The 21,408-nt window shown below is 70.1% G+C and carries 21 protein-coding genes and 1 tRNA gene; 8 read left to right on the top strand and 14 right to left on the bottom strand.

The window, feature by feature from the left end; translation table 11 throughout:
• Positions 1–36: 36 nt before the first annotated feature.
• The 6 genes from AC0NZN_RS04375 to galU all read right to left on the bottom strand — a co-directional run bounded on the left by AC0NZN_RS04375 (position 37) and on the right by galU (position 6,408).
• Complete coding sequence (locus AC0NZN_RS04375; protein WP_474591041.1) at positions 37–1,503, bottom strand: APC family permease; 1,467 nt, start codon at positions 1,501–1,503, stop codon at positions 37–39.
• 156 nt (positions 1,504–1,659) lie between these two features.
• Positions 1,660–3,555, bottom strand: a complete 1,896-nt coding sequence (locus tag AC0NZN_RS04370; protein WP_474591263.1) for an APC family permease — start codon at positions 3,553–3,555, stop codon at positions 1,660–1,662.
• A gap of 220 nt (positions 3,556–3,775) precedes the next feature.
• Positions 3,776–3,848 (bottom strand) — tRNA-Ala (locus AC0NZN_RS04365).
• 63 nt (positions 3,849–3,911) lie between these two features.
• Entirely contained in the window at positions 3,912–4,796 is an 885-nt protein-coding gene (locus AC0NZN_RS04360; RefSeq protein WP_474591040.1) for a large exoprotein, read from the bottom strand.
• A 78-nt stretch (positions 4,797–4,874) separates the two neighbouring features.
• The gene (locus AC0NZN_RS04355; protein ID WP_474591039.1) at positions 4,875–5,519 is read right to left on the bottom strand and encodes a GNAT family N-acetyltransferase; all 645 of its coding nucleotides are present in this window, start codon (positions 5,517–5,519) and stop codon (positions 4,875–4,877) included.
• Positions 5,520–5,523: 4 nt separating this feature from the next.
• Positions 5,524–6,408: a UTP--glucose-1-phosphate uridylyltransferase GalU gene (galU, locus tag AC0NZN_RS04350; protein WP_474591038.1), complete on the bottom strand. Its 885-nt coding sequence runs from the start codon at positions 6,406–6,408 to the stop codon at positions 5,524–5,526.
• Between the two features lie 60 nt (positions 6,409–6,468).
• Between galU and AC0NZN_RS04345 the strand changes: the two genes are divergently transcribed.
• The 3 genes from AC0NZN_RS04345 to mscL are packed head-to-tail and all read left to right on the top strand — an operon-like array spanning position 6,469 to position 7,805.
• Positions 6,469–7,065 carry a 5-formyltetrahydrofolate cyclo-ligase gene (locus tag AC0NZN_RS04345; protein ID WP_474591037.1) on the top strand — a complete coding sequence of 199 codons (597 nt, stop codon included), beginning with the start codon at positions 6,469–6,471 and terminating at the stop codon, positions 7,063–7,065.
• Positions 7,066–7,080: 15 nt separating this feature from the next.
• Positions 7,081–7,338, top strand: a complete 258-nt coding sequence (locus tag AC0NZN_RS04340) for an FmdB family zinc ribbon protein (protein ID WP_474591036.1) — start codon at positions 7,081–7,083, stop codon at positions 7,336–7,338.
• Positions 7,339–7,373: 35 nt separating this feature from the next.
• On the top strand, positions 7,374–7,805 hold the full coding sequence (gene mscL, locus AC0NZN_RS04335) for a large conductance mechanosensitive channel protein MscL (protein ID WP_474591035.1): 432 nt from the start codon (positions 7,374–7,376) through the stop codon (positions 7,803–7,805).
• Here the strand turns inward: mscL and AC0NZN_RS04330 are convergent.
• Both AC0NZN_RS04330 and AC0NZN_RS04325 read right to left on the bottom strand, forming a co-directional pair.
• Positions 7,799–7,966: a hypothetical protein gene (locus AC0NZN_RS04330; RefSeq protein WP_474591034.1), complete on the bottom strand. Its 168-nt coding sequence runs from the start codon at positions 7,964–7,966 to the stop codon at positions 7,799–7,801. The two genes, mscL and AC0NZN_RS04330, sit on opposite strands and share 7 nt — an antisense overlap.
• Before the next feature lie 25 nt (positions 7,967–7,991).
• Positions 7,992–11,714, bottom strand: a complete 3,723-nt coding sequence (locus AC0NZN_RS04325) for an AAA family ATPase (RefSeq protein ID WP_474591033.1) — start codon at positions 11,712–11,714, stop codon at positions 7,992–7,994.
• 147 nt (positions 11,715–11,861) lie between these two features.
• Here AC0NZN_RS04325 and AC0NZN_RS04320 point away from each other — a divergent pair, with 147 nt between their 5' ends.
• From AC0NZN_RS04320 to AC0NZN_RS04305, 4 genes are all read left to right on the top strand, one after another.
• Positions 11,862–12,371 carry a methylated-DNA--[protein]-cysteine S-methyltransferase gene (locus AC0NZN_RS04320; protein WP_474591032.1) on the top strand — a complete coding sequence of 170 codons (510 nt, stop codon included), beginning with the start codon at positions 11,862–11,864 and terminating at the stop codon, positions 12,369–12,371.
• Between the two features lie 139 nt (positions 12,372–12,510).
• The gene (locus AC0NZN_RS04315; protein ID WP_474591031.1) at positions 12,511–13,362 is read left to right on the top strand and encodes a LuxR C-terminal-related transcriptional regulator; all 852 of its coding nucleotides are present in this window, start codon (positions 12,511–12,513) and stop codon (positions 13,360–13,362) included.
• A gap of 76 nt (positions 13,363–13,438) precedes the next feature.
• Entirely contained in the window at positions 13,439–13,792 is a 354-nt protein-coding gene (locus AC0NZN_RS04310; protein ID WP_474591030.1) for a histone-like nucleoid-structuring protein Lsr2, read from the top strand.
• Between the two features lie 84 nt (positions 13,793–13,876).
• The gene (locus AC0NZN_RS04305) at positions 13,877–14,410 is read left to right on the top strand and encodes a MarR family winged helix-turn-helix transcriptional regulator (protein ID WP_474591029.1); all 534 of its coding nucleotides are present in this window, start codon (positions 13,877–13,879) and stop codon (positions 14,408–14,410) included.
• Positions 14,411–14,430: 20 nt separating this feature from the next.
• On the opposite strand, the gene mmsB is transcribed toward AC0NZN_RS04305, so the two are convergent.
• From mmsB to AC0NZN_RS04290, 3 genes are read right to left on the bottom strand one after another with little or no spacing between them, the layout of a single operon-like run.
• A complete protein-coding gene (gene mmsB, locus AC0NZN_RS04300; protein WP_474591028.1) occupies positions 14,431–15,330 on the bottom strand; it encodes a 3-hydroxyisobutyrate dehydrogenase in 900 nt (299 codons plus the stop codon).
• Positions 15,327–16,484 carry an acyl-CoA dehydrogenase family protein gene (locus AC0NZN_RS04295; protein WP_474591027.1) on the bottom strand — a complete coding sequence of 386 codons (1,158 nt, stop codon included), beginning with the start codon at positions 16,482–16,484 and terminating at the stop codon, positions 15,327–15,329. Before AC0NZN_RS04295 ends, mmsB begins: the two co-directional genes overlap by 4 nt.
• On the bottom strand, positions 16,484–17,980 hold the full coding sequence (locus AC0NZN_RS04290) for a CoA-acylating methylmalonate-semialdehyde dehydrogenase (RefSeq protein ID WP_474591026.1): 1,497 nt from the start codon (positions 17,978–17,980) through the stop codon (positions 16,484–16,486). The genes AC0NZN_RS04295 and AC0NZN_RS04290 overlap by 1 nt, the downstream gene beginning before the upstream one ends.
• 198 nt (positions 17,981–18,178) lie before the next feature.
• Here AC0NZN_RS04290 and AC0NZN_RS04285 point away from each other — a divergent pair, with 198 nt between their 5' ends.
• Positions 18,179–19,114: a S1C family serine protease gene (locus tag AC0NZN_RS04285; protein WP_474591025.1), complete on the top strand. Its 936-nt coding sequence runs from the start codon at positions 18,179–18,181 to the stop codon at positions 19,112–19,114.
• A 4-nt stretch (positions 19,115–19,118) separates the two neighbouring features.
• On the opposite strand, the gene AC0NZN_RS04280 is transcribed toward AC0NZN_RS04285, so the two are convergent.
• From AC0NZN_RS04280 to AC0NZN_RS04270, 3 genes are all read right to left on the bottom strand, one after another.
• Complete coding sequence (locus tag AC0NZN_RS04280) at positions 19,119–19,553, bottom strand: cupin domain-containing protein (protein WP_474591024.1); 435 nt, start codon at positions 19,551–19,553, stop codon at positions 19,119–19,121.
• A gap of 44 nt (positions 19,554–19,597) precedes the next feature.
• Positions 19,598–20,584, bottom strand: a complete 987-nt coding sequence (locus AC0NZN_RS04275; RefSeq protein WP_474591023.1) for an aldo/keto reductase — start codon at positions 20,582–20,584, stop codon at positions 19,598–19,600.
• A gap of 92 nt (positions 20,585–20,676) precedes the next feature.
• Positions 20,677–21,309: an NAD(P)H-hydrate epimerase gene (locus AC0NZN_RS04270; RefSeq protein ID WP_474591022.1), complete on the bottom strand. Its 633-nt coding sequence runs from the start codon at positions 21,307–21,309 to the stop codon at positions 20,677–20,679.
• Positions 21,310–21,408 lie beyond the last annotated feature (99 nt).

Below are 21,408 nucleotides of genomic sequence, written 5' to 3'. Positions count from 1 at the left end.
ACGGCATCCGCCCCCGCGTGAGGGTGGTTCAGCGCGTCACGCCTCGAAGTCGGCAGGCACCTCGAGCGGGTTGCGCGTGAAGTACGTCTCCTTCGCCTTCCGGTAGAACAGCGCCAGCGGGATCAGGCCGATCACGATCAAGCCGAGGCCGAGGATGTTCACCACGAGGTCGTTGTTCGGGATCGCCGCGAAGAAGATGTACAGCATGAAGAGCGCACCCACGGCCGGCCAGAGGCCGATCAGGATGAAGTTCTTCACGGACTTGAACAGCACCTTGCGGAACCCGATCACGACCGCGAAGCCGGCGAGCGAGTAGTAGAACGCGATCTGCAGGCCGATCGACGAGATCGCCCAGCCGAGGATCTGCCCGACGCTGTCGCCGAACACGTTCGCGAGCACGAACAGCACGAGCGAGACCGCGACGACGACCAGCGTCGCGAACACCGGCGTCTTCCAGCGGCGGTTGATCTTGCCGAACGCGAACGGGATCGTGCGCGCGCGACCCATCGCGAACAGGGTGCGGCTCACCTGGACCAGGGTCGTCTCCAAGGTCGCGATCGTCGAGAGGGCGACGGCGATGATCATGATCTTGCCGCCGATGCCGGGCAGGATGGCGTTGCCGAGCACGTCAAGGATGTTCGCGGCGTTGTCCTCGATCGTCTTGCCGGGCAGCATCACGAGCGTCGTCGTCGTGTAGATCTCGAAGAGGATGAACACGATGATGATGCCGAGGATGCCGGCGAGGCCCGTCGTCTTGTGGGCGTTCTTCGTCTCCTCACCGAGGTTGGCTGTCACGTCCCAGCCCCAGTAGTAGAACGCGGCGATCAGCGCGGCGGACACGAAGACGCCGGCGCCCGAGAGGTGCTCGAAGCCGAACCAGCTCCACGAGAACGCCTGACCCGCGTGCGCGGAGCTGAACAGCTTCGGCAGCGCGAGTGCGGCGAACACCACGAGGATGCCGACCTCGATCACCGACATGACCCACTGGGCGCGCTCGGTGGTGTGCACTCCGAAGATCACCGCGGCGGCCATGACGAGGAACCACACGGATCCGACGGCGGTCACGAGGAGCGTGTTGTTGGCCTGATCCGGGGCGAACAGCGAGACGGTCATCGCGCCGGCGGGCAGGGCGCCCGCCACCATGAAGATCGTCGCCGAGATGACGACCGCCCATCCGGCGAGGAAGCCGAGCCACGGGGTGAGGCCGCGCGCGACCCAGGAGAAGGACGCGCCGGCGTGGGAGTCGACACGCGCGAGGTAGCTGAAGGCGAACGCGATGCCGAGCATCGGGATGCCGCACCACAGCAGCGCCGCCGGTGCGCCGACGCCGGCTGCGCCGATCAGCAGGGCCGTGCTCGCTGCGATCGAGTAGGCCGGCGCGCTGCCCGCGACGGCCATGAGGGTCGATCCGGCCTTGGACACGCCGCCTGCCTGCAGCGCGTGTTCCTCGTACTCGATCGCCCGCTGGTGAGACGTCGTCGTCTCGAGATTTTCGTGCGTCATTGCATCCCTGTCTTCGTCGGGTTTGGGGAAGGACGGAGTGACGCTAACACGACGATCGGCCCGGGCAACACACCCCGACGGCGAACTGGAAGGTACACCTTGTACGGGACGTACAGTGCTTCAGGACAGATTGCTGTCGAGGCCTGCATGTCGGGCTCACACGACGTGGACAGCAGGCCGCCGGCGCACATCATGCTCCGCCTCGCGCAGAACCTCGCGCGTGACGGGAGCGACTTCGCCGACGCCTGTGATCAGATAGCGCCACATGTTGGATACCGGGTTGCCCTCGGTCCATTCGAAATAGACGATCGGGGCGACGCCGGTGAGGTCGCGGGCGGCCAGGAGAACCGCCGCGATCGTATTGGGCACGTTCGCGCTCGTCACCTTGAGCACGCGGTACCCGTACTTCTTCACGCCGCGCACCACGAGATCCTCTTCGAAGTCGGACGAATCGCTCGGGTACACCTCGAGGAAGATGGTTCGCACCTCGCCCGGGATGTTGCTGTATTTGCGCTCGTCCTTGTCCTTCTGAGCGTACTCGCGGTTGACGTCGACGTGGGGTTCGTGCGCGATCACATGAAGGGCCCCCGACGCGGCGTCGTCGAGGAGGAACCGCTGGGCGGCCGCATCCAGGGTCACGGACGTCGCCCGCAGCTGGAACGATCGTCCGACCCTCGATACGAGGGAGATGACCAGGATGCCGATGATGAACAGGGTCGCGATGCGGATGCCGTCGGGCCGCTCGAAGACGTTGAGCACCGTGGTGTAGATGAAGATCACCGTCACCGCGCCGAAGCCGATCACGCGCCCCCGCTGCCGCTTGCGCCAGGCGGACGCCATGACGGCGAACGACGCGGATGTGATCAGCACGAGCACCCCGGTCGCATATGCCCCGCCCTGCGCGTCCACGCTGGCGTCGAACACGATCGTGATGAGGAACGCGATGGCGGTGAAGACGATGACGAGCGGGCGCACCGCGCGCGCCCATTGGGGAGCCATCCCGTAGCGCGGCAGGTACCGCGGCACGAGGTTCAGCAGTCCCGCCATCGCGGAGGCTCCCGCGAACCAGAGGATGAGGATCGTGCTGATGTCGTAGAACGTGCCGAAGACGGGACCGATGTACTCGTGCGCGATGTACGCCAGGGCACGGCCGTTCGCCGGCCCGCCCGGCTGGAAGTCCTTCTGCGGGATGAGGAACGTCGTCATGAAGCTCGATGTGGTGAGGAACACGCTCATGATGAGGGCGGCGGTCGTCAGCAGCCGTCCCGTGCCCCGGATCCGCGTCTTCGGGTAGTCGACGGAGTCCTTGTCGGACCCCTTGATCTGCGGCATGACCGCGACGCCGGTCTCGAATCCGGACAGACCCAGCGCGAGCTTGGGGAAGACGACGAGCGAGATGGCGACGACCGTCCACGGACTGCCGTGCATCTGCGTGAGCGCCGCCCACCAGTCCGTGACGACGATGGGATGCTGCACCACATGCCCGATCCCGACCACGACGACGACCGCGTTCAGAGCCAGGTACACGAAGACGAGGATGACCGCGACCCCGATCGCCTCCTGGAACCCGCGCAGGAACACGACGCCGAGGAGTGCGATCAGCGTCAGCGTGATCCACATGTTCCCGTTGTGGAACCACGACGGCGCCAAGGGGTTCTCGATCGCGTGGGCCGCGGCATCCGCCGCCGACAGCGTGATCGTGATCATGAAGTCCGTCGCGGCGAAGCCCAGCAGGATCAGGACGAAGATCTTGCCGGCCCACCACGGCAGCAGCCGCTCGAGCATGGCGATCGAGCCCGACCCGCGGAAGCTCTCCCGTGCGACCCGCCGGTACACGGGCAGTGCGCCCAGGAGGGTGAGCGCCACCAGCACGATGGTGGCGAACGGAGAGATGAAACCGGCGGCGAGCGCAGCGATCGCCGGCTGATAGCCCAGGGTCGAGAAGTAGTCGAGGCCGGTGAGGCACATGACGCGCCACCACGAGCTCTGCTTCTCGGCGTGCCTGGCGTGCGGCCCCTGGTGGCCCCCGCTCTCGTCGATCAGGCCCTTCATGAACCAGTCGCGGACCGGCCGGCGCCGCTCGCTGCGCCCGCCGCCGCCGAGCAGGGTCACAGACCCGTCGGGCGACGGCACAGGGGCGCCGGCGTGTGTGGTGTCGATGGCCATGGGCTCCTCGTTGCTTCAGCGACGTATGAGCGTACCGCTGTTTTCCTCGGCGGCTCCATGAGAAGACGAAACCCCCGGCAGCGACCGCTGCCGGGGGTTTCTTCGGTGGACCTGAGGGGATTCGAACCCCTGACCTTCTCATTGCGAACGAGACGCGCTACCAACTGCGCCACAGGCCCGTGAACCTCAGAAAGACTATCACGCCGCCGAGGATGCTCCTGCCTCGAGCGGGTCTCCGGGGACTACCCCGCGGCCCTCCGGCGCAGCAGTTCACGCACGTGCGCCTCGATCTCGGCGTCGCCTGCTGCGGGTCGCAGTTCGGGCGGACGACGGCGCTCCGCCTCAGCGCGCTGGGCCTCGTCGAGGGCCGCCTGCCGCAGCGCCTCGCGGGCATCGGCCACGTCCCGCTCGGCGGCCGCCCGCGAGCCGGCACGGCCCGTCAACGGGCGCGGCAGCTGTCGCGGGACCCATCCGGGCGCCTGATCCGCGAGCTCCTCCATCGTCTGCGGCGCGGCCGACGGCACGCGCTGCGGCTCGGGCGCGACATCCACAACCCGATCGCGCGCCGCGCGGGCCTCGACCCGCACCATGCGCGCGCGGACGACCATGCATGCGAGCGCCACCACGACCGACGACCACAGTACGAGCTGCGCCCCGGTCAACACGACCTCCCAGGCGCCCCACAGCGCGAGTCCCACGGCCGCGATGGCGGTGATCGTCACCGTCAGCCTCGCGCGCCGGCGCGCACGCGTTCGCCGGGCCTCCGGGGAGCGGCGCGCCGCGATGCGGGCCGCCCGCTCGGATTCGCTCGCACGCAGCTGCTCGATGCGCGCACGCTCCAACTCGACGCGCGCCTGCGCGAGCTCCGCCTCGTGCCGCGCCTCGCGCGCCTGCTTGGCAAGCTTCTGTTGCGCGAGCGCCGTGCGCGCGCTCAGCTCGAGGTGCACCTCCGCCGGCGTCTCGCTGGTCTCGGCGAGAACGCGGAGCGCCTGATTCAGCCGCACCGCGTTGCGCTCCGCGGCGTCGTAGCGGTAGCGGCTGTGCAAGGACGGCAGCAGGTACACGAGCCAGAGCAGCACGGCAACGAGCGCGATGACGCCCCCGCCCAGAACCTGCCCCCCACCCATGGCATCCACGGTAGGCGACAGGCGCCGTGGCCCGAGTCACCTTCCGGCGTGTCGCCCCAGCTCGCGTCGGGCCGGGTTTCAGGCCTGGGCGCGATCGCCCGGCGGCACGGTGGCGGCATCCCGCGGTGCGCGGCCCTCGATCCAGCGCGTGAGGACACCCTCCGGGACCTCCTCGCGCACCAGCGCGAAGCAGTAGTGGTCACGCCACTCGCCGTCGATGTGGATGTACCGCTTGCGCAGCCCCTCGTACCGGAAGCCGAGCTTCTCGACGACGCGCAGGCTGGCGTGGTTCTCGGGACGGATGCAGATCTCCATGCGGTGCAGGCGCAGCTCGCTGAAGCACACATCCGTGGCCAGTGCGACGGCGGTGGGGGTGATGCCGCGACCCGCATACCGCTCGGACACCCAGTAGCCGATCGTCGCCGACGCGAGAGAGCCTCGGGCGATGCCCCACACGTTCAGCTGGCCGGCGATCTCACCGTCGTACTCCATGACGAACGGCACGCCGCCGCCGTCGCGGTACTGCTGCAGCAGGCGCCGGATCCCCATCCGCATGTCGAACGACACCGGTCCGTCGGGGCTCGTCGCCTCCCACGGCCGAAGCCATGTCCGGTTCGACATGAGCTCGCTCTGCAGGACGCGCGCGTCGCGCGCGCGAACGAGCCTGATCGAGACGGGACCGTGCTGTCGCGGACCGCTCAGCTCCACGTGTGCCCATCCCATCCGTCTAGAGCGTCGCGGCGAAGTCCTTGAACCACGGCCGCAGAGCCGGGCCGATGTCCTCGCGCTCCGAGGCGAGCTGGACGATGGCCTTGATGTAATCCACCTTATCGCCGGTGTCGTAGCGACGACCGCGGAAGATCACGCCGTACACCCCCGCTCCCGGGTCGGCCGCGAGCTCCTGCAGCGCGTCCGTGAGCTGGATCTCGCCCCCCTTGCCGGGCAGGGTGTGCTCGAGCACCGGGAAGACCGCCGGATCGAGCACGTAGCGACCGATGATCGCCAGGTTCGACGGCGCATCCTCCGCCGAGGGCTTCTCTACGAGGCCCGTCACGCGAACGACCCCGTCGTCGTCCGTGGCCTCGACGGCCGCGACGCCGTACATGTGGATGTGCGCCGGGTCGACCTCCATGAGGGCGATGACGGATGCGCCCCGCTTGTCGTACTCGGCGATCATCTGCGGCAGCAGCGGGTCGCGCTCGTCGATGAGGTCGTCGCCGAGGAGGACGGCGAAGGGATGGTCGCCCACATGCGCCTTGCCGCGCAGCACGGCGTGGCCGAGGCCCTTCGGCTCGCCCTGGCGGACCAGGTGGATCTCCGCCAGGTCCGTCGAGTGCATGACCTTCGACAGCCGCTCCGCGTCGCCCTTGGCGCGGAGGTTCTCCTCGAGCTCCGGCATCGAGTCGAAGTGGTTCGCGATGTTGTTCTTGTTGCGCCCGATGATCAGCAGCACGTCCTCGATGCCGGCCGCGACCGCCTCCTCGACCACGTACTGGATGGCCGGCTTGTCGACGACCGGCAGCATCTCCTTCGGCATCGCCTTGGTCGCCGGCAGGAATCGGGTGCCCAGACCGGCGGCGGGGATGACGGCTTTGAATGCGCGATGGGACATGGGTCCCATGCTATCCGGGCACCCGCGACCTCCCGTCAGCCCCTCGCCTAGAATCGATGCATGGGAGACGGCACCGACAACGCGAAGCGCGCGCTGCGCGCCGACCTTCGCGAGCGCCGTCAGACGATGTCGCAGGCTACCCGGGAGACGGCGGCGAACGGCATCCATTCTCAGCTCGACGCGCTCGTCGACCGCTTCGGGGCCCGCACGATCTCGTGCTTCCTCTCGACGACGACTGAGCCGGGCACGCGCCGGTTCGTGACGGATGCGGTGGCCCGCGGCATCCGGGTCCTCCTGCCGGTCACGCGCACCGACGGCCTGCTCGACTGGGCGGTCGCCACCCCCGACGGCGAGATCGCCGAGGGCCTCTTCGGCCTCCCGGAGCCGGTCGGCGAGCTGCTCGGGCCCATCGCGCTCGACGAGGCCGACCTCCTCATCATCCCGGCGGCGGCGGTCGACGCGAGCGGGATGCGCCTCGGCTGGGGGCGCGGCTTCTACGACAAGACACTGGGCTCGATGAACCACTGCCCGCCCGTCTACGCCGTCGTCTACGACTCGGAGGTGCTCGACGACGTGCCCAAGGACGTCCACGACCAGGCCGTGACCGGCGTGGTCACCCCGACACGGACCATCGACTTCGCGCGCGTCGCGCGCTGAACCACCGGAAGAGACATGCCCACCTACTCCTACGCCTGCAAGCAGTGCGGCCACCGCTTCGACGCGGTGCAGTCGTTCGCCGACCCGACCCTGACGGAGTGCCCGGAATGCGGAGGTGCGCTGCGCAAGGAGTACGGCTCCATCGGGGTCACGTTCAACGGCTCGGGCTTCTATCGGACCGACTCCCGCACGTCGACTGGCACGAGCGAGGGATCCTCGTCATCATCGAAGTCGGAGGCGAAGGCCTCTCCGGCTCCGAGCAGCTCCTCCTGACGGATTCGAAGCCGGCGATCCTGAAGGGGAGATCCATGATCAAGGGCTTCAAAGAGTTCATCGCGCGAGGCAACGTCATCGACCTCGCCGTCGCCGTCGTCATCGGCGCGGCTTTCACCGCCATCGTCGGCGCCCTCGTCAATGGGTTCATCAACCCGCTGATCGGCTTCTTCTTCCAGCTCGGCGACCTGAGCAAGTGGGTGTGGCCGGTCAAGACGCTGTCGGGCGGAATCGCCACCTTCGCGATCGGCGCGGTCCTCGTCGCCGTCATCAACTTCGTCGCCGTCGCGGTCATCGTGTACTTCGTGTTCGTGTACCCGATGAACGTGTGGCGCAAGCGCCAGGAGGCGAAAGCGGCCGCCGGGCAGGCGGCGGAGCCCCAGGCTCTCACCGAGCAGGAGATCCTCCTGCAGATCCGCGATCTCCTGGAGAAGCAGCAGGGGCAGTCGGCCGGTCCCGCTCAGTAGTGCGGCGGGACGTCCCGCCGCATGCGGTCGTCGTTCGGACCGGATGCCGTGCCCCCCGCATCGGGGGCGGCATCCGGTTCGTCGTCTCCGGGCACCGGCTCGGCCGATGTTCCGGGCGCGGGCGTCAGACGCGCGCGTCGCTGCCCGGACACCCTCTCCACGCGCTGACGATCGCCGCGCCGGCCGTCATTCGATGACATCGAGGGGCTGCGTGTCGGGATCGACGGCGGCGGCGTCCGGCCCGACGCCGAGCATGGCCGCGATGCGCGCCGCGACATCGGCGGGGTCGCTGTACAGATCGAAGGCGTGCACGCGCACGTAGTGCCAGCCGAGCCGCCGCAGGATCTGCGGCCGCAGCCGGAGCGACTCGCGCAGGGACTCGCCGTGCGCTTCCGGATCGCTCTCCGCGACGACCGCCTTGCCGCGGTGCTGCGCGACCAGCGGCAGCAGGCCGCGGTAGTGCACGTCCACGGAGACGCCGAGCCGCCGCAGCTCGCGCGCGAGCGCGAGGGTGAGCGGATCGGCGAGGTCCTCCAGACGGGCTTCGCGCGCACGGGCGGCGATGCCGCCCAGGATGCCCATGAGCGTCGCCGCACCGTACTCGAGCCGGCCCTCGTCGAACGCGCTCGGGCGGATCGACGACACGATCACCATGGAGCGCCGGGCACGCGTCATCCCGACCGTCAGCAGCCGCTCGCCGTCCACCGTCGAGAGGTCGCCGAAGTCGCTGAGCACGCGCCCGTGCTTCGTGAGCCCGTAGCCGAGCGAGAAGATCACGCGGTCGCGGCTCTCGGCCACCGACTCCTCGAGCGTGAGCACCGCGAACGGCTCGGCGGTGTCGCGCGAGACGAAGTCCGCCACGTCGGAGCGCCCCGCGAAGGCCTCGCCCACCGCCGCCCGCACACGCTCCGCGTGACGACGGGATGCCGTGACCACCATGAGCGACTCGGAGCCGCGGTTCACGGCGTGCTCGACGACGAGCGTGACGACACGAGCGACCTCCGCATCCGGGCTCTCCACCGCGCCCGTGACCGGATCGGGCGCGCCGACGCCGCCCTCGACATAGTCGACGCCGAGACTGCCGCGGCCGAGGTACGAGCCCGCCCACGGCAAAGACACGATCTCGCCGCCGTAGAACGCGTCGTTGACGAGCTCGGCGAGGTCCTCGCCGCCCGCGCGGTAGCTGCGGGTCAGGGTCTCCACGGGCAGCAGCTCGGCGAGCCGCTCGAACACGCTGACGTCGTCGAACGGCGGCTTCTCGCCTTCGTCGGCCCGCAGCTGCGCTGCGACCTCGAACGGTGTCGGCTTCTGCGTGACGGGATCGCCGAAGACGACGACCTGGCGAGCCCGGCGCAGGGCCGGAGCGGCCTCCGCGAGCGAGAGGGCCGCCGCATCCGCGATCAGCACGGCGTCGAACAGAGGATCCGACGGGATCTCCGACACCTCGTACGGTGACGCGATCCACACCGGGGCGAGCGTGCGCATGAGCGCGGGGGCGGTAGAGGCGAGCTCCGCCGGCGATGACACGCCGGCCTTCAGTGCCTGTTTGAGGGCCGTCGCCTCCGCCGGCTCGTCGACGATGCCGATCCGCCACTGCGTCGCGAGCTTGGCGGCGAGCAGGGGCCCGGATGCGGCGGCATGCGCCTCATCCACGAGCCGGAAATCCCGCTCGAGGCGGTCGACGACGGCCGTGTTCGCGCCGAGGAGTGCCTTGTCCGTGCGCAGCAGGTGCTCGAGCGCGGACTGCCACCAGGCGAACTCGAGCTCGTCTCCGACGCGGTCCTCGGGAACGTGTCGCACCGACAGCTCAGACAGCAGAGGTTCGAGCCCCATGGCGGCGAGCTCCGAGCGCATCGTCGCCCGCTCGACGAGGTTGTCGAAGTAGGCCGAATCCGCGGCGAGACCCGCGAGCGCGCGCACGAGTCCGGCCACCGGCAGCGACGCCAGCCGATCCGCGCCGTGGCGGCCGAGCACCGTGTCGAGGTCGCCCAGCTCGGCGTGCACCCGCTGCCATGCGACGAGGACGTCCGCCAGCCCGACCGGCACCTCCGGAACGATGCCCGTGTCGACGAGCCGCTGCCACTCGGTGCGCTGCTTCTGGATGCGCACGAGCGCGTCGTACATGTCCGGGACGTGCACGCCTGGCCGCACGTATTCGCGCGCCAGGCGCTTCAGCCGCCGGCGCTGCGCGCCGCCCAGCTGCGCGGACTCTCCGCGCGGCGCGTGGGCCTGGATGAGCTCGCCCAGCGGGCGCTCGAAGGCCGTCATGCTGAAGCGGTCGAGCGAGTCGCGGATGCCCTGCAGCAGGCGCAGGTAGGCGCCCAGTTCGTCGATCGTCTGGAACGGTCGCATCCGGGTCTTGCCGATGAGCTCGTACCCGCGCTCGAGGAGCGACGGGACCTCCTGGTGGTGCAGCTTGCGGGCGCGGGTGTGCGCGCCGCGCGCGGCCTCCGTCGTCGAGAACGTCACTCCGTACCACGGCGAGTCGTTGGGCCCCCACCGGAACTCGCCCAGCCGCGCGGCGGCCGCGAGCTTCTCGGCGGCGGCGCGGCGATTGTCGGCGAGACGTGCGAGGGTCGCGGCATCCAGCCGAGCCGTCGTCGAGGGAGCAGGGCTCTGGGCCGCCAGCGCTGTGAGCCGTCGCACGATCTCGAGCGTCGAGACGCCGAACGCCTCGTGGCGCTGGGTCAGAGCGGCGCGGTAGTCACGCAGAACTGTGCGCAGCCGCACGAGCGCGTCGTCGATGTCGGCGACACGCGGCTGCTCCGCCTTCTCGTTGCGTCCGATCGCGCGGACGAGATCGCGACGGATGCTGCGCGGCGACACCGCGAGTCCGTCGAGGCCGATGCCGGCGAGCCGGTGCCGCACACCCTCGAGCGTCGAGCGGCGGGCGCTCACGACGAGCACGCGCTGCCCCGCTCCCACGAGGGCGCCCACGGCGTTGATGACGGTCTGCGTTCCGCCCGTTCCCGGCAGCGTGTGCACGGCGAGCGAATGCCCCGCCGCGATGCGCGCGAGGACGGCCTCCTGCTCGCCGTCCGCATCGAGGAGGAGGGTGTCGGATGCCGGCGGCCTGTAGTCCGCGTTGACCGCGGTCGGCGGATCCCGCCGCAGCTTGAGCGTCTCGCGCGCATCGATGTGCCCGGCCAGGGCGTCGAGCACGGGATGCTCGAGGTCGACGACATCGCGGGCCATGCCCGAGGCGACGTCGGCGAAGGTCGAGATGACGAGGCGAGGCTTCACCGTGAAGCTCGGGATCTCGGTGGTCAGCGCGCGCAGGTGGTCGATGACGGGCTGCGGCTTGAACACCCCGGCGTCGTACGCGAGCGCGGCGATGGTGCGGCCGTGGACGGTGACGCCGTACTGCTGCTCGAGGGCGCGGACGAGCTCGGGGTTCACGAACAGCGAGCCGTGCGGCTTCAGTTCGAAGTCGGAGTGGTGGCGACGGATCGCGAGCGGTCGGAGCAGCACCGGGCCGCAGAACTCCTCGTCATCGAAGCGCCAGTTCGCGATTCCCACCGCGAGGTACACGACCTCGAGGCCCCGAGCCGTGCGCAGCTCGACGTTCTTGGCCGTGATCCGCTCGGCGGCGAGGCGGGCGTTGCGGAGGGCGACCTCGTCGCGGAAGAGGTTCGAGAGCAGGGTGGACCGCCCCGTGAAGAACTGCGGGAGGCTCCCCGGGTGCGCCTTCGTGATCTCCAGGCCGGCGTCCGAGCCGTCGCGGAAGTGCAACAGGGTGGACCGGCCACCGAGGCCCGCGGCCTGTTCCCTCAACCGCTGTCGTTCAGGTTCTGCGATGTGCGTCACGGTCACCCCCGGTTCCCCGAGTCCGAGATTCGCCGGCGTCACGGCCGGATGGAGGACGCGGTCCTCCACTCCGATCGCCGCATGCTGCTCGCCTCGCCACACACGTGCCAGCGTATGCGCGCAGGGGCTGTCCCTCAGGCATTTCGGCCGGTTTTCACGGGATTCCTCCCCAGGAGGCGACGGATGCCGCGCCTGCCTCCCCCTGCCCGCCGCCCGCCAGGGTCGGTCGTCCCGGTTCAGGATGGACACATGACCACCGCCTCCTTCACCACTCACTCGACCCCGGTCGGTGAGGTGCTCCTCGTCTTCGCGGAGAATCGGCTCGTCGCGCTCGACGTGCTCGACGGACCCGTGGATGCTGCGCTCGAGCGCATCGCGCTCCGGCTGCGCACCGCGCCCGTGCCGGATCCCGGGCCCGCGGAGGCGCTCATCGCGCAGCTCGACGAGTACTTCGCGGGAGCGCGACGCGAGTTCGAGGTCGACCTGGACTGGGGCGATGTGGGCGGCTTCACGCGAGAGGCTCTGGAGGCGGTGCGCGGCATCCCGTACGGAGAGACCGCCAGCTACGGCGAGGTCGCGGTGCTCGCGGGGCGCCCGCGCGCCCATCGGGCCGTCGGAACGGCGTGCGCCCGCACTCCCTTCTCGCTCGTCGTGCCCGCCCATCGTGTGGTGCGCTCGGACGGCTCCATCGGGGAGTACGGCGGCCACCCCGAGGTGAAGCGGGCACTGCTGGACCTGGAGCGCGCCGCGGGCGTGTAGGCCGCCCGCGGCGCGCTCCGGCACGGGCCGCGCGAGGATGCGTTCGAAGGTCCGGTGGTATCGTCGGTGGCCACGGCCAGAGCGGGCTCGGATCATCGCCATGCGGGCGCGCAGGGCGGAAGCACAGACGGGAAAGCGGATGCCTGCAGCGACGATCGACGCGTCAGAGCACGCCGTCGTGGCGCAGGCGGTCAGCGCCCTCACCCGGCGCACGAGCTTCCCGGTCGCCTTCGGCGGACTCGAGCGAGACGGAGCCGTGCACGTCACCGCGATCGCGGGCGCGCACACCCATCACCTCGAGGGACTCGTCGTCCAGGCCTCGCGCGGGCTCGGCGGGAGGGCCTTCGTCGAGCGCCGTCCCCGTCTCGCCCTCGACTACCGCACCGCCAAGACGATCACGCACGACTACGACCGCGCGATCCTCGGCGAGGGGATCGCCACACTCTTCGCCGTGCCGATCCTCGTCGGCGGACGCACCCGAGGTGTCCTCTACTGCGGCTCATGGGCGCAGGCGCCGGTCGGCGACACGGTCGCTCGCCCGGCGTTCGGGATCGCCGACGAGGTGGCCGCCGAACTCCGGATCCGCGACGAGGTGCAGCGCAGGCTCGCGCACGTGCCCCAGCCTGCGGAGCCATCGGGCATCGCACCGGCCGCCCGGGAGGAGCTCCGCGAGAGCTATGCGGAGCTGCGGGCCATCTCGGCCGAGGTCGGCGACGCCGGCATCCGCGAGCGGCTCCAGCGACTCGAGCGGCGCCTCGCCGCCCTCTCGAGCGACCAGGCGGATCCCGGGCTCGATGTCCGGCTCTCGCCGCGCGAGATCGATGTCCTCGCGTGCGTCGCACTCGGGGCGACGAATGCCGGAGTCGCAGACGCACTGGGGCTGAAAGAGGTGACCATCAAGTCCTATCTGGCTTCGGCGATGGCGAAACTCGATGTGACGACAAGACACGCCGCAGTGGCCAAGGCGCGACGCGCGGGATTGATGCCCTGAATCCAATCTGTGGAGATACCCGATATATCGCATTCGAACGTGACATTCGTTCATATGCGCCCTTAGTCTTGACATCATGGCCAAGAAGATCATTCACCAGCTCGTCGACGATCTCGACGGGTCGCTGCTCGAAGTCGGCACGGGAGAGACAGTGCTCTTCTCGCTCGACGGAATACCCTACGAAATCGATCTCTCCGTCAAGAATGCCGCGGCCCTGCGCGAAGCATTCGAGCCGTATATCAGCGCTGGCCGTCGCGTCTCCGGCGGACGCCCCGCCTCCACCGGAACCGCTCGACGCCCGCGTTCCCGCCGCGGTGCGGCGAACGAGAACACCTCCATCCGCGAGTGGGCGCAGTCGAACGGCTACGCGGTGGCGACTCGCGGCCGCATCCCGGAGAACATCGTCGCCGCATACCACGCCGCGAACTGATCGCATTTCACCTGCAATGCGCACGGCCGACGACTCGCAGTCGTCGGCCGTGCCCATTGTGATCTGCTACGGAGCACGTCGTTCATGACACGTCACGATCCACTTCCCATAGACCCCATTGCCGAGGCCAAGAGGCAATGGATCGCGCACGGATGGGATGACGCGGCCGAGGGCATGACGGTCGTCACATCGATCATGCGCGCACAGCAGCTGCTGCTCGCGCGAATCGAATCGGCGCTGCGGCCCTTCCAGCTCACATTCGCACGATTCGAACTGCTGCGACTCATCGCATTCACGCACGACGGGCGGGTGCCGCTCACTCGCGCGGTCAAGCGACTCCAGGTGCATCCCGCCACCGTGACGGGCGCGCTGGACAGGCTCGTGAAGGACGGCCTCATCGAGCGCGAGCGCCACCCCGACGACGGCCGTGCGGCCGTGCTCACGATCACGGATGCGGGCCGCGACCTCGTCGATCGCGCGACGGCGGTGCTCAACGGTGACGTGTTCTCCGACATCGGAATGCCGCAGGAGGATGCCGTGGACCTCGTGCGCATCATCGCGCGGTTCCGCGAGCGTCAGGCGGACTTCGTCATCCGCCCGACGCCCGACCCGCTCTGACGGGCCGCGCCCCGCCGCGCTCAGCTCGCCGCGCGGATGACGTTGATGATTCCGGAGAAGTCCTGGCCCGCGCCGTCGCCCTCGGCGTAGGCCGCGTAGATCTGCTGGGCGTGCAGACCGAGCTGCGCGTCGGCGCCGGTGAGCGCGATCGCCTGGGCGGCAAGGCCCAGGTCCTTGGCCATCAGGGCGCCGGCGAAGCCCGGGCGGTAGTCGTTGTTGGCCGGGCTCGTGGGGACGGGTCCCGGCACCGGACAGTTCGTCGTCAGCGCCCAGCATTGCCCGGAGGCGTGGGAGGCGACGTCGAACAGCGCCTCATGCGACAGCCCCAGCCGCTCCCCCAGCACGAACGCCTCGGCCACCACGATCTGGCTGACGCCCAGAATCATGTTGTTGCAGACCTTGGCCGCCTGTCCGAGGCCCGGGCCGCCGCAGTGCACGATGCGCCCGCCCATGCGCTCGAGCAGCGGCAGCGCGGCGACGAAGTCCTCGTCGGATCCGCCGACCATGAACGCAAGCGTGCCCTTCTCCGCACCCACGACGCCGCCGGAGACGGGCGCGTCGAGCGAGCGATGCCCCGCCTCCTCAGCCAGCAGATGCGCCTCGCGCGCCTCGTCCACGGCGATGGTGGACGAGTCGATGAAGAGGGTTCCCGGGCGGGCCGCGGCGAGCAGGCTCGCCTGGGCATCGGTGCCGCGGTATGCGTCGAGCACGTGACGGCCGGCCGGGAACATCGTGATGACGACATCGGCGGATGCCACGGCATCCGCCCCCGACGGCGCCACCGGCAGCCCCGCCGCACGCGCCGCGTCGACCGCGGCGGGCACGACGTCGAACACCGTGACGTCGTGCCCGGCGGCGGAGAGGTTGCGCGCCATCGGCAGGCCCATGTGGCCCACGCCGAGGAAGGCGACAGCGGTCATGATGCGCTCCTTCCGGATGAGAGGAGGTCGCGGGCGACGATGCGCAGCATGATCTCGTTCGCGCCCTCGACGATCTGGTGCACGCGCAGGTCGCGCACGACCCGCTCGATGCCGAACTCGTGCAGATAGCCGTACCCGCCGTGCAGCTGCATGGCCTGGTTGGCGACGCGGAACCCGGCATCCGTCGCGAACCGCTTGGCGACCGCGCACGCGACCGTCGCATCGGGGGCACCCGCATCCAGCTTCTCCGCCGCCCGCTGCACGAGCGCGCGGCCCGCCTGCAGGTCGATCTCCATGTCGGCCAGGGCGAACTCGATGCTCTGGCGCGTCGCCAGCGGCGCCCCGAACGTCTCGCGCTCGTGGACGTAGCGGAGCGCCCGGTCGAGGGTCCACTGGGCGCCGCCGATGGAGCACGCCGCGATGTTCAGGCGGCCGCCGTCCAGCCCTTTCATGGCGATGCGGAAGCCGTCGCCCTCCTCGGCGAGGCGATTGCCGACCGGCACCCGCACGTCCTCGAAGATCACCTGGCGTGTCGGCTGGGCGTTCCACCCCATCTTCTTCTCGGCGGGACCGAACGAGAGGCCGGGGGTGCCGGCGGGGACGACGATGGCGCTCACGCCGCGCGCGCCCGGTCCTCCGGTGCGCGCCATCACGACGTAGACCGCCGAGGTTCCGGCGCCCGAGATGAACTGCTTGACCCCGTTGATCACGTACTCGTCGCCGTCGCGGACGGCGGAGGTCACGAGGGCTGCCGCGTCGGATCCGACACCCGGCTCGGTCAGGCAGTAGCTGCCGAGGTCTTCCATCGTGCACAGGCCCGGCAGCCAGCGCTGCCGCTGTTCCTCGGTGCCATGGGCGTCGATCATCCAGGTGACCATGTTGTGCACCGAGATGTAGGCGGCCACCGCGGTGTCGCCCTTGGCGAGCTCCTCGAAGATCGCGACCGCATCGCCGCGGGTGAGCTCCGAGCCGCCCGCGGACTCGCGCACCAGGATGCCGCCCAGGCCGAGCTCGCCGGCGGCGCGCAGGGCGTCCACGGGAAGGATCTTCTCGGCATCCCGCTCGTTCGCGAACGGTGCCAGGTGGGCGTCCGAGAAGTCTCGGACGGCGTCGATGAGCGCCGTGCGCTCCTCCGTCATGTCTGCGTACATCATCAGTGCATCGTCGGGATGACGAAGCTCGCCCCTTCCTTGATTCCGGACGGCCAGCGACTCGTCACGGTCTTCGTCTTCGTGTAGAACCGGAACGCATCCGGGCCGTGCTGGTTCAGGTCGCCGAACATCGACCGCTTCCACCCGCCGAATGTGTGGTACGCGATCGGCACCGGAATGGGCACGTTCACGCCGACCATGCCGACGTCCACTCGCGCGGTGAAGTCACGGGCGGTGTCGCCGTCGCGCGTGAAGATCGCGACGCCGTTGCCGTACTCGTGGTCGGTGGCCATGGCCAGTGCCTCCTCGTAGTCCTTCGCTCGGGCGATGACCAGCACGGGCCCGAAGATCTCCTCCCGGTAGATCGACATCTCCCGGGTGACGTGGTCGAACAGGGTGGGGCCGAGGAAGAATCCGCCCTCATGCCCCGGCACGCTGAAGCCGCGGCCGTCGGCGAGCAGGGTCGCACCCTCGGCCACTCCGGCCGCGATGTACCCCTCCACGCGCTGCTTCGCGGCGCCGTTCACGAGCGGGCCGTAGTCGATGCCCTCCTCCAGCGACGGCCCGATCTTCAGCTCCTTCACGCGCTCGGCCAGCCGCTCGGCCAGCGCGTCGGCGACCTCGTCGCCGACCGGGACGGCGACCGAGATGGCCATGCACCGCTCGCCCGCCGACCCGTAGCCCGACCCGATCAGCGCATCGACGGCCTGGTCGAGGTCGGCGTCGGGCATCACGATCATGTGGTTCTTCGCACCGCCGAAGCACTGCGCCCGCTTGCCGTGCGCGGCCGCGGTCGCATAGATGTACTGCGCGATCGGGGTCGAGCCGACGAACCCGACGGCGCGCACGCGATCGTCGGTCAGCAGCGCATCCACCGCCTCCTTGTCGCCGTTGACGACGTTCAGCACTCCGGCCGGCAGCCCCGCCTCCAGGAACAGCTCGGCGATCCGCAGCGGCACCGAGGGGTCCCGCTCGCTGGGCTTGAGGATGAACGCGTTGCCGGCCGCCAGTGCGGGGCCCATCTTCCACAGCGGGATCATCGCGGGGAAGTTGAACGGCGTGATCCCCGCCACGACCCCGAGAGGCTGGCGAAGCGAATACACGTCGATGCCCGCGCCAGCCCCGGTGGAGTACTCCCCCTTCAGCAGGTGCGGCGCTCCGATGCAGAATTCGATCACCTCGACTCCGCGCTGGATGTCGCCCTTGGCGTCCTCGACCGACTTCCCGTGCTCGCTCGCGAGAAGTCGCGCCAGCGACGGCATATCCTGCGCGATGAGCTCGAGGAAGCGCATGAGCACGCGGGCACGCTTCTGCGGGTTGGTATCGGCCCACCCGGGCTGCGCGGCGCACGCGTTCGCGACCGCCGCCGAGACCTCGTCCGCCGACGCGAGCGGCACGCGTGCCTGCACGTCTCCCGTATTCGGATCGAACACGTCGCCGAATCGACCGGATGCGCCGGTCCTGTGCTGGCCCCCGATGAAATGCGTGAGTTCCCGCATGTGCTCCGCCTCTGTGCGTTGTGCGCTGTCCGCGTCGATGAGCGCGATCGGATGGATCGCGATACTTGGCTATCAAAGTAATTGCTTGGGCCCCAAAATGGAAGAGCCGAGCAGGGAGTCTGGGCGGATTCCCCGGAGGCCCGTGCGCCCTGGGCGAACTCGGGCCGACCCCTGCGACGACGGTCCGAGACTGTGTGCGTGGACGATCAGGACAGGGATGCGGCGGCTCTCGACGCCTACTCGACCGCGGTGATCCGCGTCGCCGAGACGGTGCTGCCCTCCGTGGCATCCGTCGCCGTGCGCAGCCGGCAGGGCGGCGGCGCCGGAAGCGCGTCCGTCATCACCGACGACGGACACCTCCTCACGAGCGCGCACGTCGTCGCCGGCGCCCTCGAGGTGGAGCTCGCCTTCTCCGACGGGACGACGACGCCCGCCGACATCATCGGCGCCGATGTGCTGTCCGACCTCGCAGTCCTGCGGGCGCGGGGCGGCACGCCGCATCCGGTCACCCTCGGCGATGCGGCACGGCTGAAGGTCGGCCAGCTCGTCGTGGCTCTCGGGAACCCGCGCGGCCTCGCCGGGAGCGTCACGGCCGGGATCGTCTCCGCGCTCGGCCGGTCACTGCCGACGAGCTCGGGTCGCGTGATCGACGAGGTCATCCAGACCGATGCCGCCCTGAATCCCGGCAACAGCGGCGGCGTGCTCGCCGACAGCTCGGGCCGCATGATCGGCGTCAACACGGCCGTCGCAGGCGTCGGACTGGGGCTCGCGGTGCCCATCAACGACACGACCCGCGCCATCATCGACGCACTCCGCACGACCGGCCGCGTGCGGCGGGCCTGGCTGGGGGTGGCCGGCGCGAAGGCGGCGCTGAGCCCCGAGGCCGCGGTGAAGGTCGGCTCGCCGAACGGGCTGCAGATCGTTTCGGTCGTCACGGGAAGCCCCGCGGCGGAGGCCGGCGCCCGGCCGGGCGACATCGTGCTGTCCATCGACGGCACACCGGTCTTCGACCCGACGGGGCTTCAGCGGCGCATGATCGAGGACGCGATCGGGCGCCGCATGGAGATGACGGTGTGGCGCAACGGCGCCCTCGTCGACGTCGTGGTCGAGCCGCAAGAACTGCGGGTCGGCTGACCCGTCAGTCGGTCCAGGGCGAGGGGCGCTCCTCGTCGCGCGTCGAGTCGTCGGGCAGGTGCGGCAGCTCATAGCCACCCGCGCGGATGCACAGCCACCGCAGCTGCTCCGGCGTGTCGGGCATCGCCCGCCACGTGCGCCAGACACCGGCACCCACACGGACGACGGTTCCGGGCCCCACATCCACCACCACGTCGTCGAGTCCCATCTGGCCGTAGCCATCGAGGAAGACGTAGAGCTCCTCGACCCGCGTGTGCGTGTGCCAGTACCCGGCCTGCTCACCCGGCTCGAAGGAGTTGGCCGTCATGCCGATGTACGTCATCTCGAGGTCGTGGTCGACGACCCGTCGGCCCTCGCGCGAACTCTGCGGGCGGAATCCGCCGTAGTGGCTGCGCCACTGGTCGAGACCGCCCATCTGCAGCACCTGGTAGTCGCTCATGCGGCCAGCGTAAACCGTGCCCCTCGCCGGATCTCGGCCGCCCGTCAGAGGCCGACCATCCGCATCCCGGATTCGTCGTAGCGGTCGCCCGCGATGCCGAATCGCTCGACCAGCCGGTCGAGGTCGGCGATGTCGTCGGCCGACAGCGCGAGGTTCGTCGCTCCCGCGTTCTCGTCGATGCGCTCGCGGCGGCGCGTGCCGGGGATCGGGACGATGAGGGGATGCTGCGCCAGCAGCCACGCCAGAGCGACCTGAGCGGGCGTTCCGCCACGTGTCTCCGCGAGCGCCCGAACGTGGTCGATCAGGGCCTGGTTGGCGGCGAGGTTGTCGGCCTCGAAGCGCGGGACACGGGCGCGGATCTCGCCGGGTGCGAAGGCCGTGTCGGCCGACACCGTGCCGGTGAAGAAGCCCTTGCCGAGCGGGCTGAACGGTACGAATCCGATACCGAGCTCGGCGAGCGTGGGCAGGACCTCGGCCTCCGGGTCGCGCGTCCACAGCGAGTACTCGCTCTGCACGGCGGTCATCGGGAAGACGGCGTGGGCGCGGCGGATGGTGTCCGCCGCGGCCTCGGACAGGCCGAAGTGCGCGACCTTCCCCTCCGCCACGAGCTCCCCGACCGTGCCGGCGACGTCCTCGATCGGCACAGCCGGGTCGACGCGGTGCTGGTAAAAGAGGTCGATTCGATCGACCCCGAGCCTCGCAAGGGATGCGTCGGCGACGCGGCGGATCTGCTCGGGCCGCGAGTCGGTGCCCTGCATCCGTCCGTCGACGATGTTCCAGCCGAACTTGGTCGCGACCACCACCTGGTCGCGGATGGGAGCGATCGCCTCGCCGACCAGCCGCTCGTTCTCATACGGGCCGTAGACCTCCGCGGTGTCGATGAACGTGACCCCCTGGTCGACCGCGTAGCGCAGCACGCCGATCATGTCGCCGCGATCGCCGGGGTTCGGTCCGTAGCTCATGGACATCCCCATGGCGCCGAGGCCGATGGCCGACACCTCGAGTCCTTGACCCAGCCTTCTGGTGTGCATGTATGGCTCCTTCCGCCGCTGTGTCCCCACCATTCCACTGCGGCTTCAGCGGTTGTTCCAGGGGCGGCTGATACGGGTACCGCCAGTGCCCCTCACCGGATCTCTGCGACGTCGACCGACCCCACGGGGTCGCGCAGCTCGAGGCCGAGCTCCACGAGCACGATGCGCCCGGCGAGCTGCGGACCGCTCCCCCGGGCCAGACCGGACTTCGCGGCGCCGAAGGTCACGGTCGTCTCGGCCGGCAGCACGACCCCGTCGGAGCTCCCGTCGTCGGGGTCGAGGCCGCTCGGCAGATCCACCGCGATCACGCGGGGCGACGCGGGCAGGAGGGATGCGACGACCTCGCGGGCCCGTCCGCGGAGCCCGCCGCGGGCGCCGATGCCGAGGATGCCGTCGAGCACGAGGTCGTGCCCCGCATCCACTGTCTCGATCTCCCGTGCACCCGCCGCGAGCGCCGCTGCGAGCGCGGCCTCGTGCACGCGGTCCGACGTGCGCAGGACGTCGACCTGCACGCCGCGGGATGCCGCATCCGCCGCCGCGAAGAGGGCGTCGCCGCCGTTGTCGCCCGCGCCCGCGAGCACGAGCAGTCGCGCGGGGGCCACCTCGGCGACGATGGATGCGAGCGCCGCTGCCGCGCGCCGCATCAGCGGCACCCCGGCATCGAGCAGCGGTGCCTCGGCCGCGCGCACCTGCGCCGCCGTGTATGTCGGCACGACCTGGGACACACCCTCAGATTACGCCCGTGCGGCGCCATCCTATGGTTCTGCTGGATGCATCCCCAGGGGCCGCTGTGCCCACCCTAGACTTGCGTCCTCCATCGCCCG

Source organism: Microbacterium sp. sgz311019, from assembly GCF_056135325.1.
The sequence above is the reverse complement of the archived record's forward strand: the minus strand, read 5'-3'. Positions and strand labels throughout refer to the sequence as shown.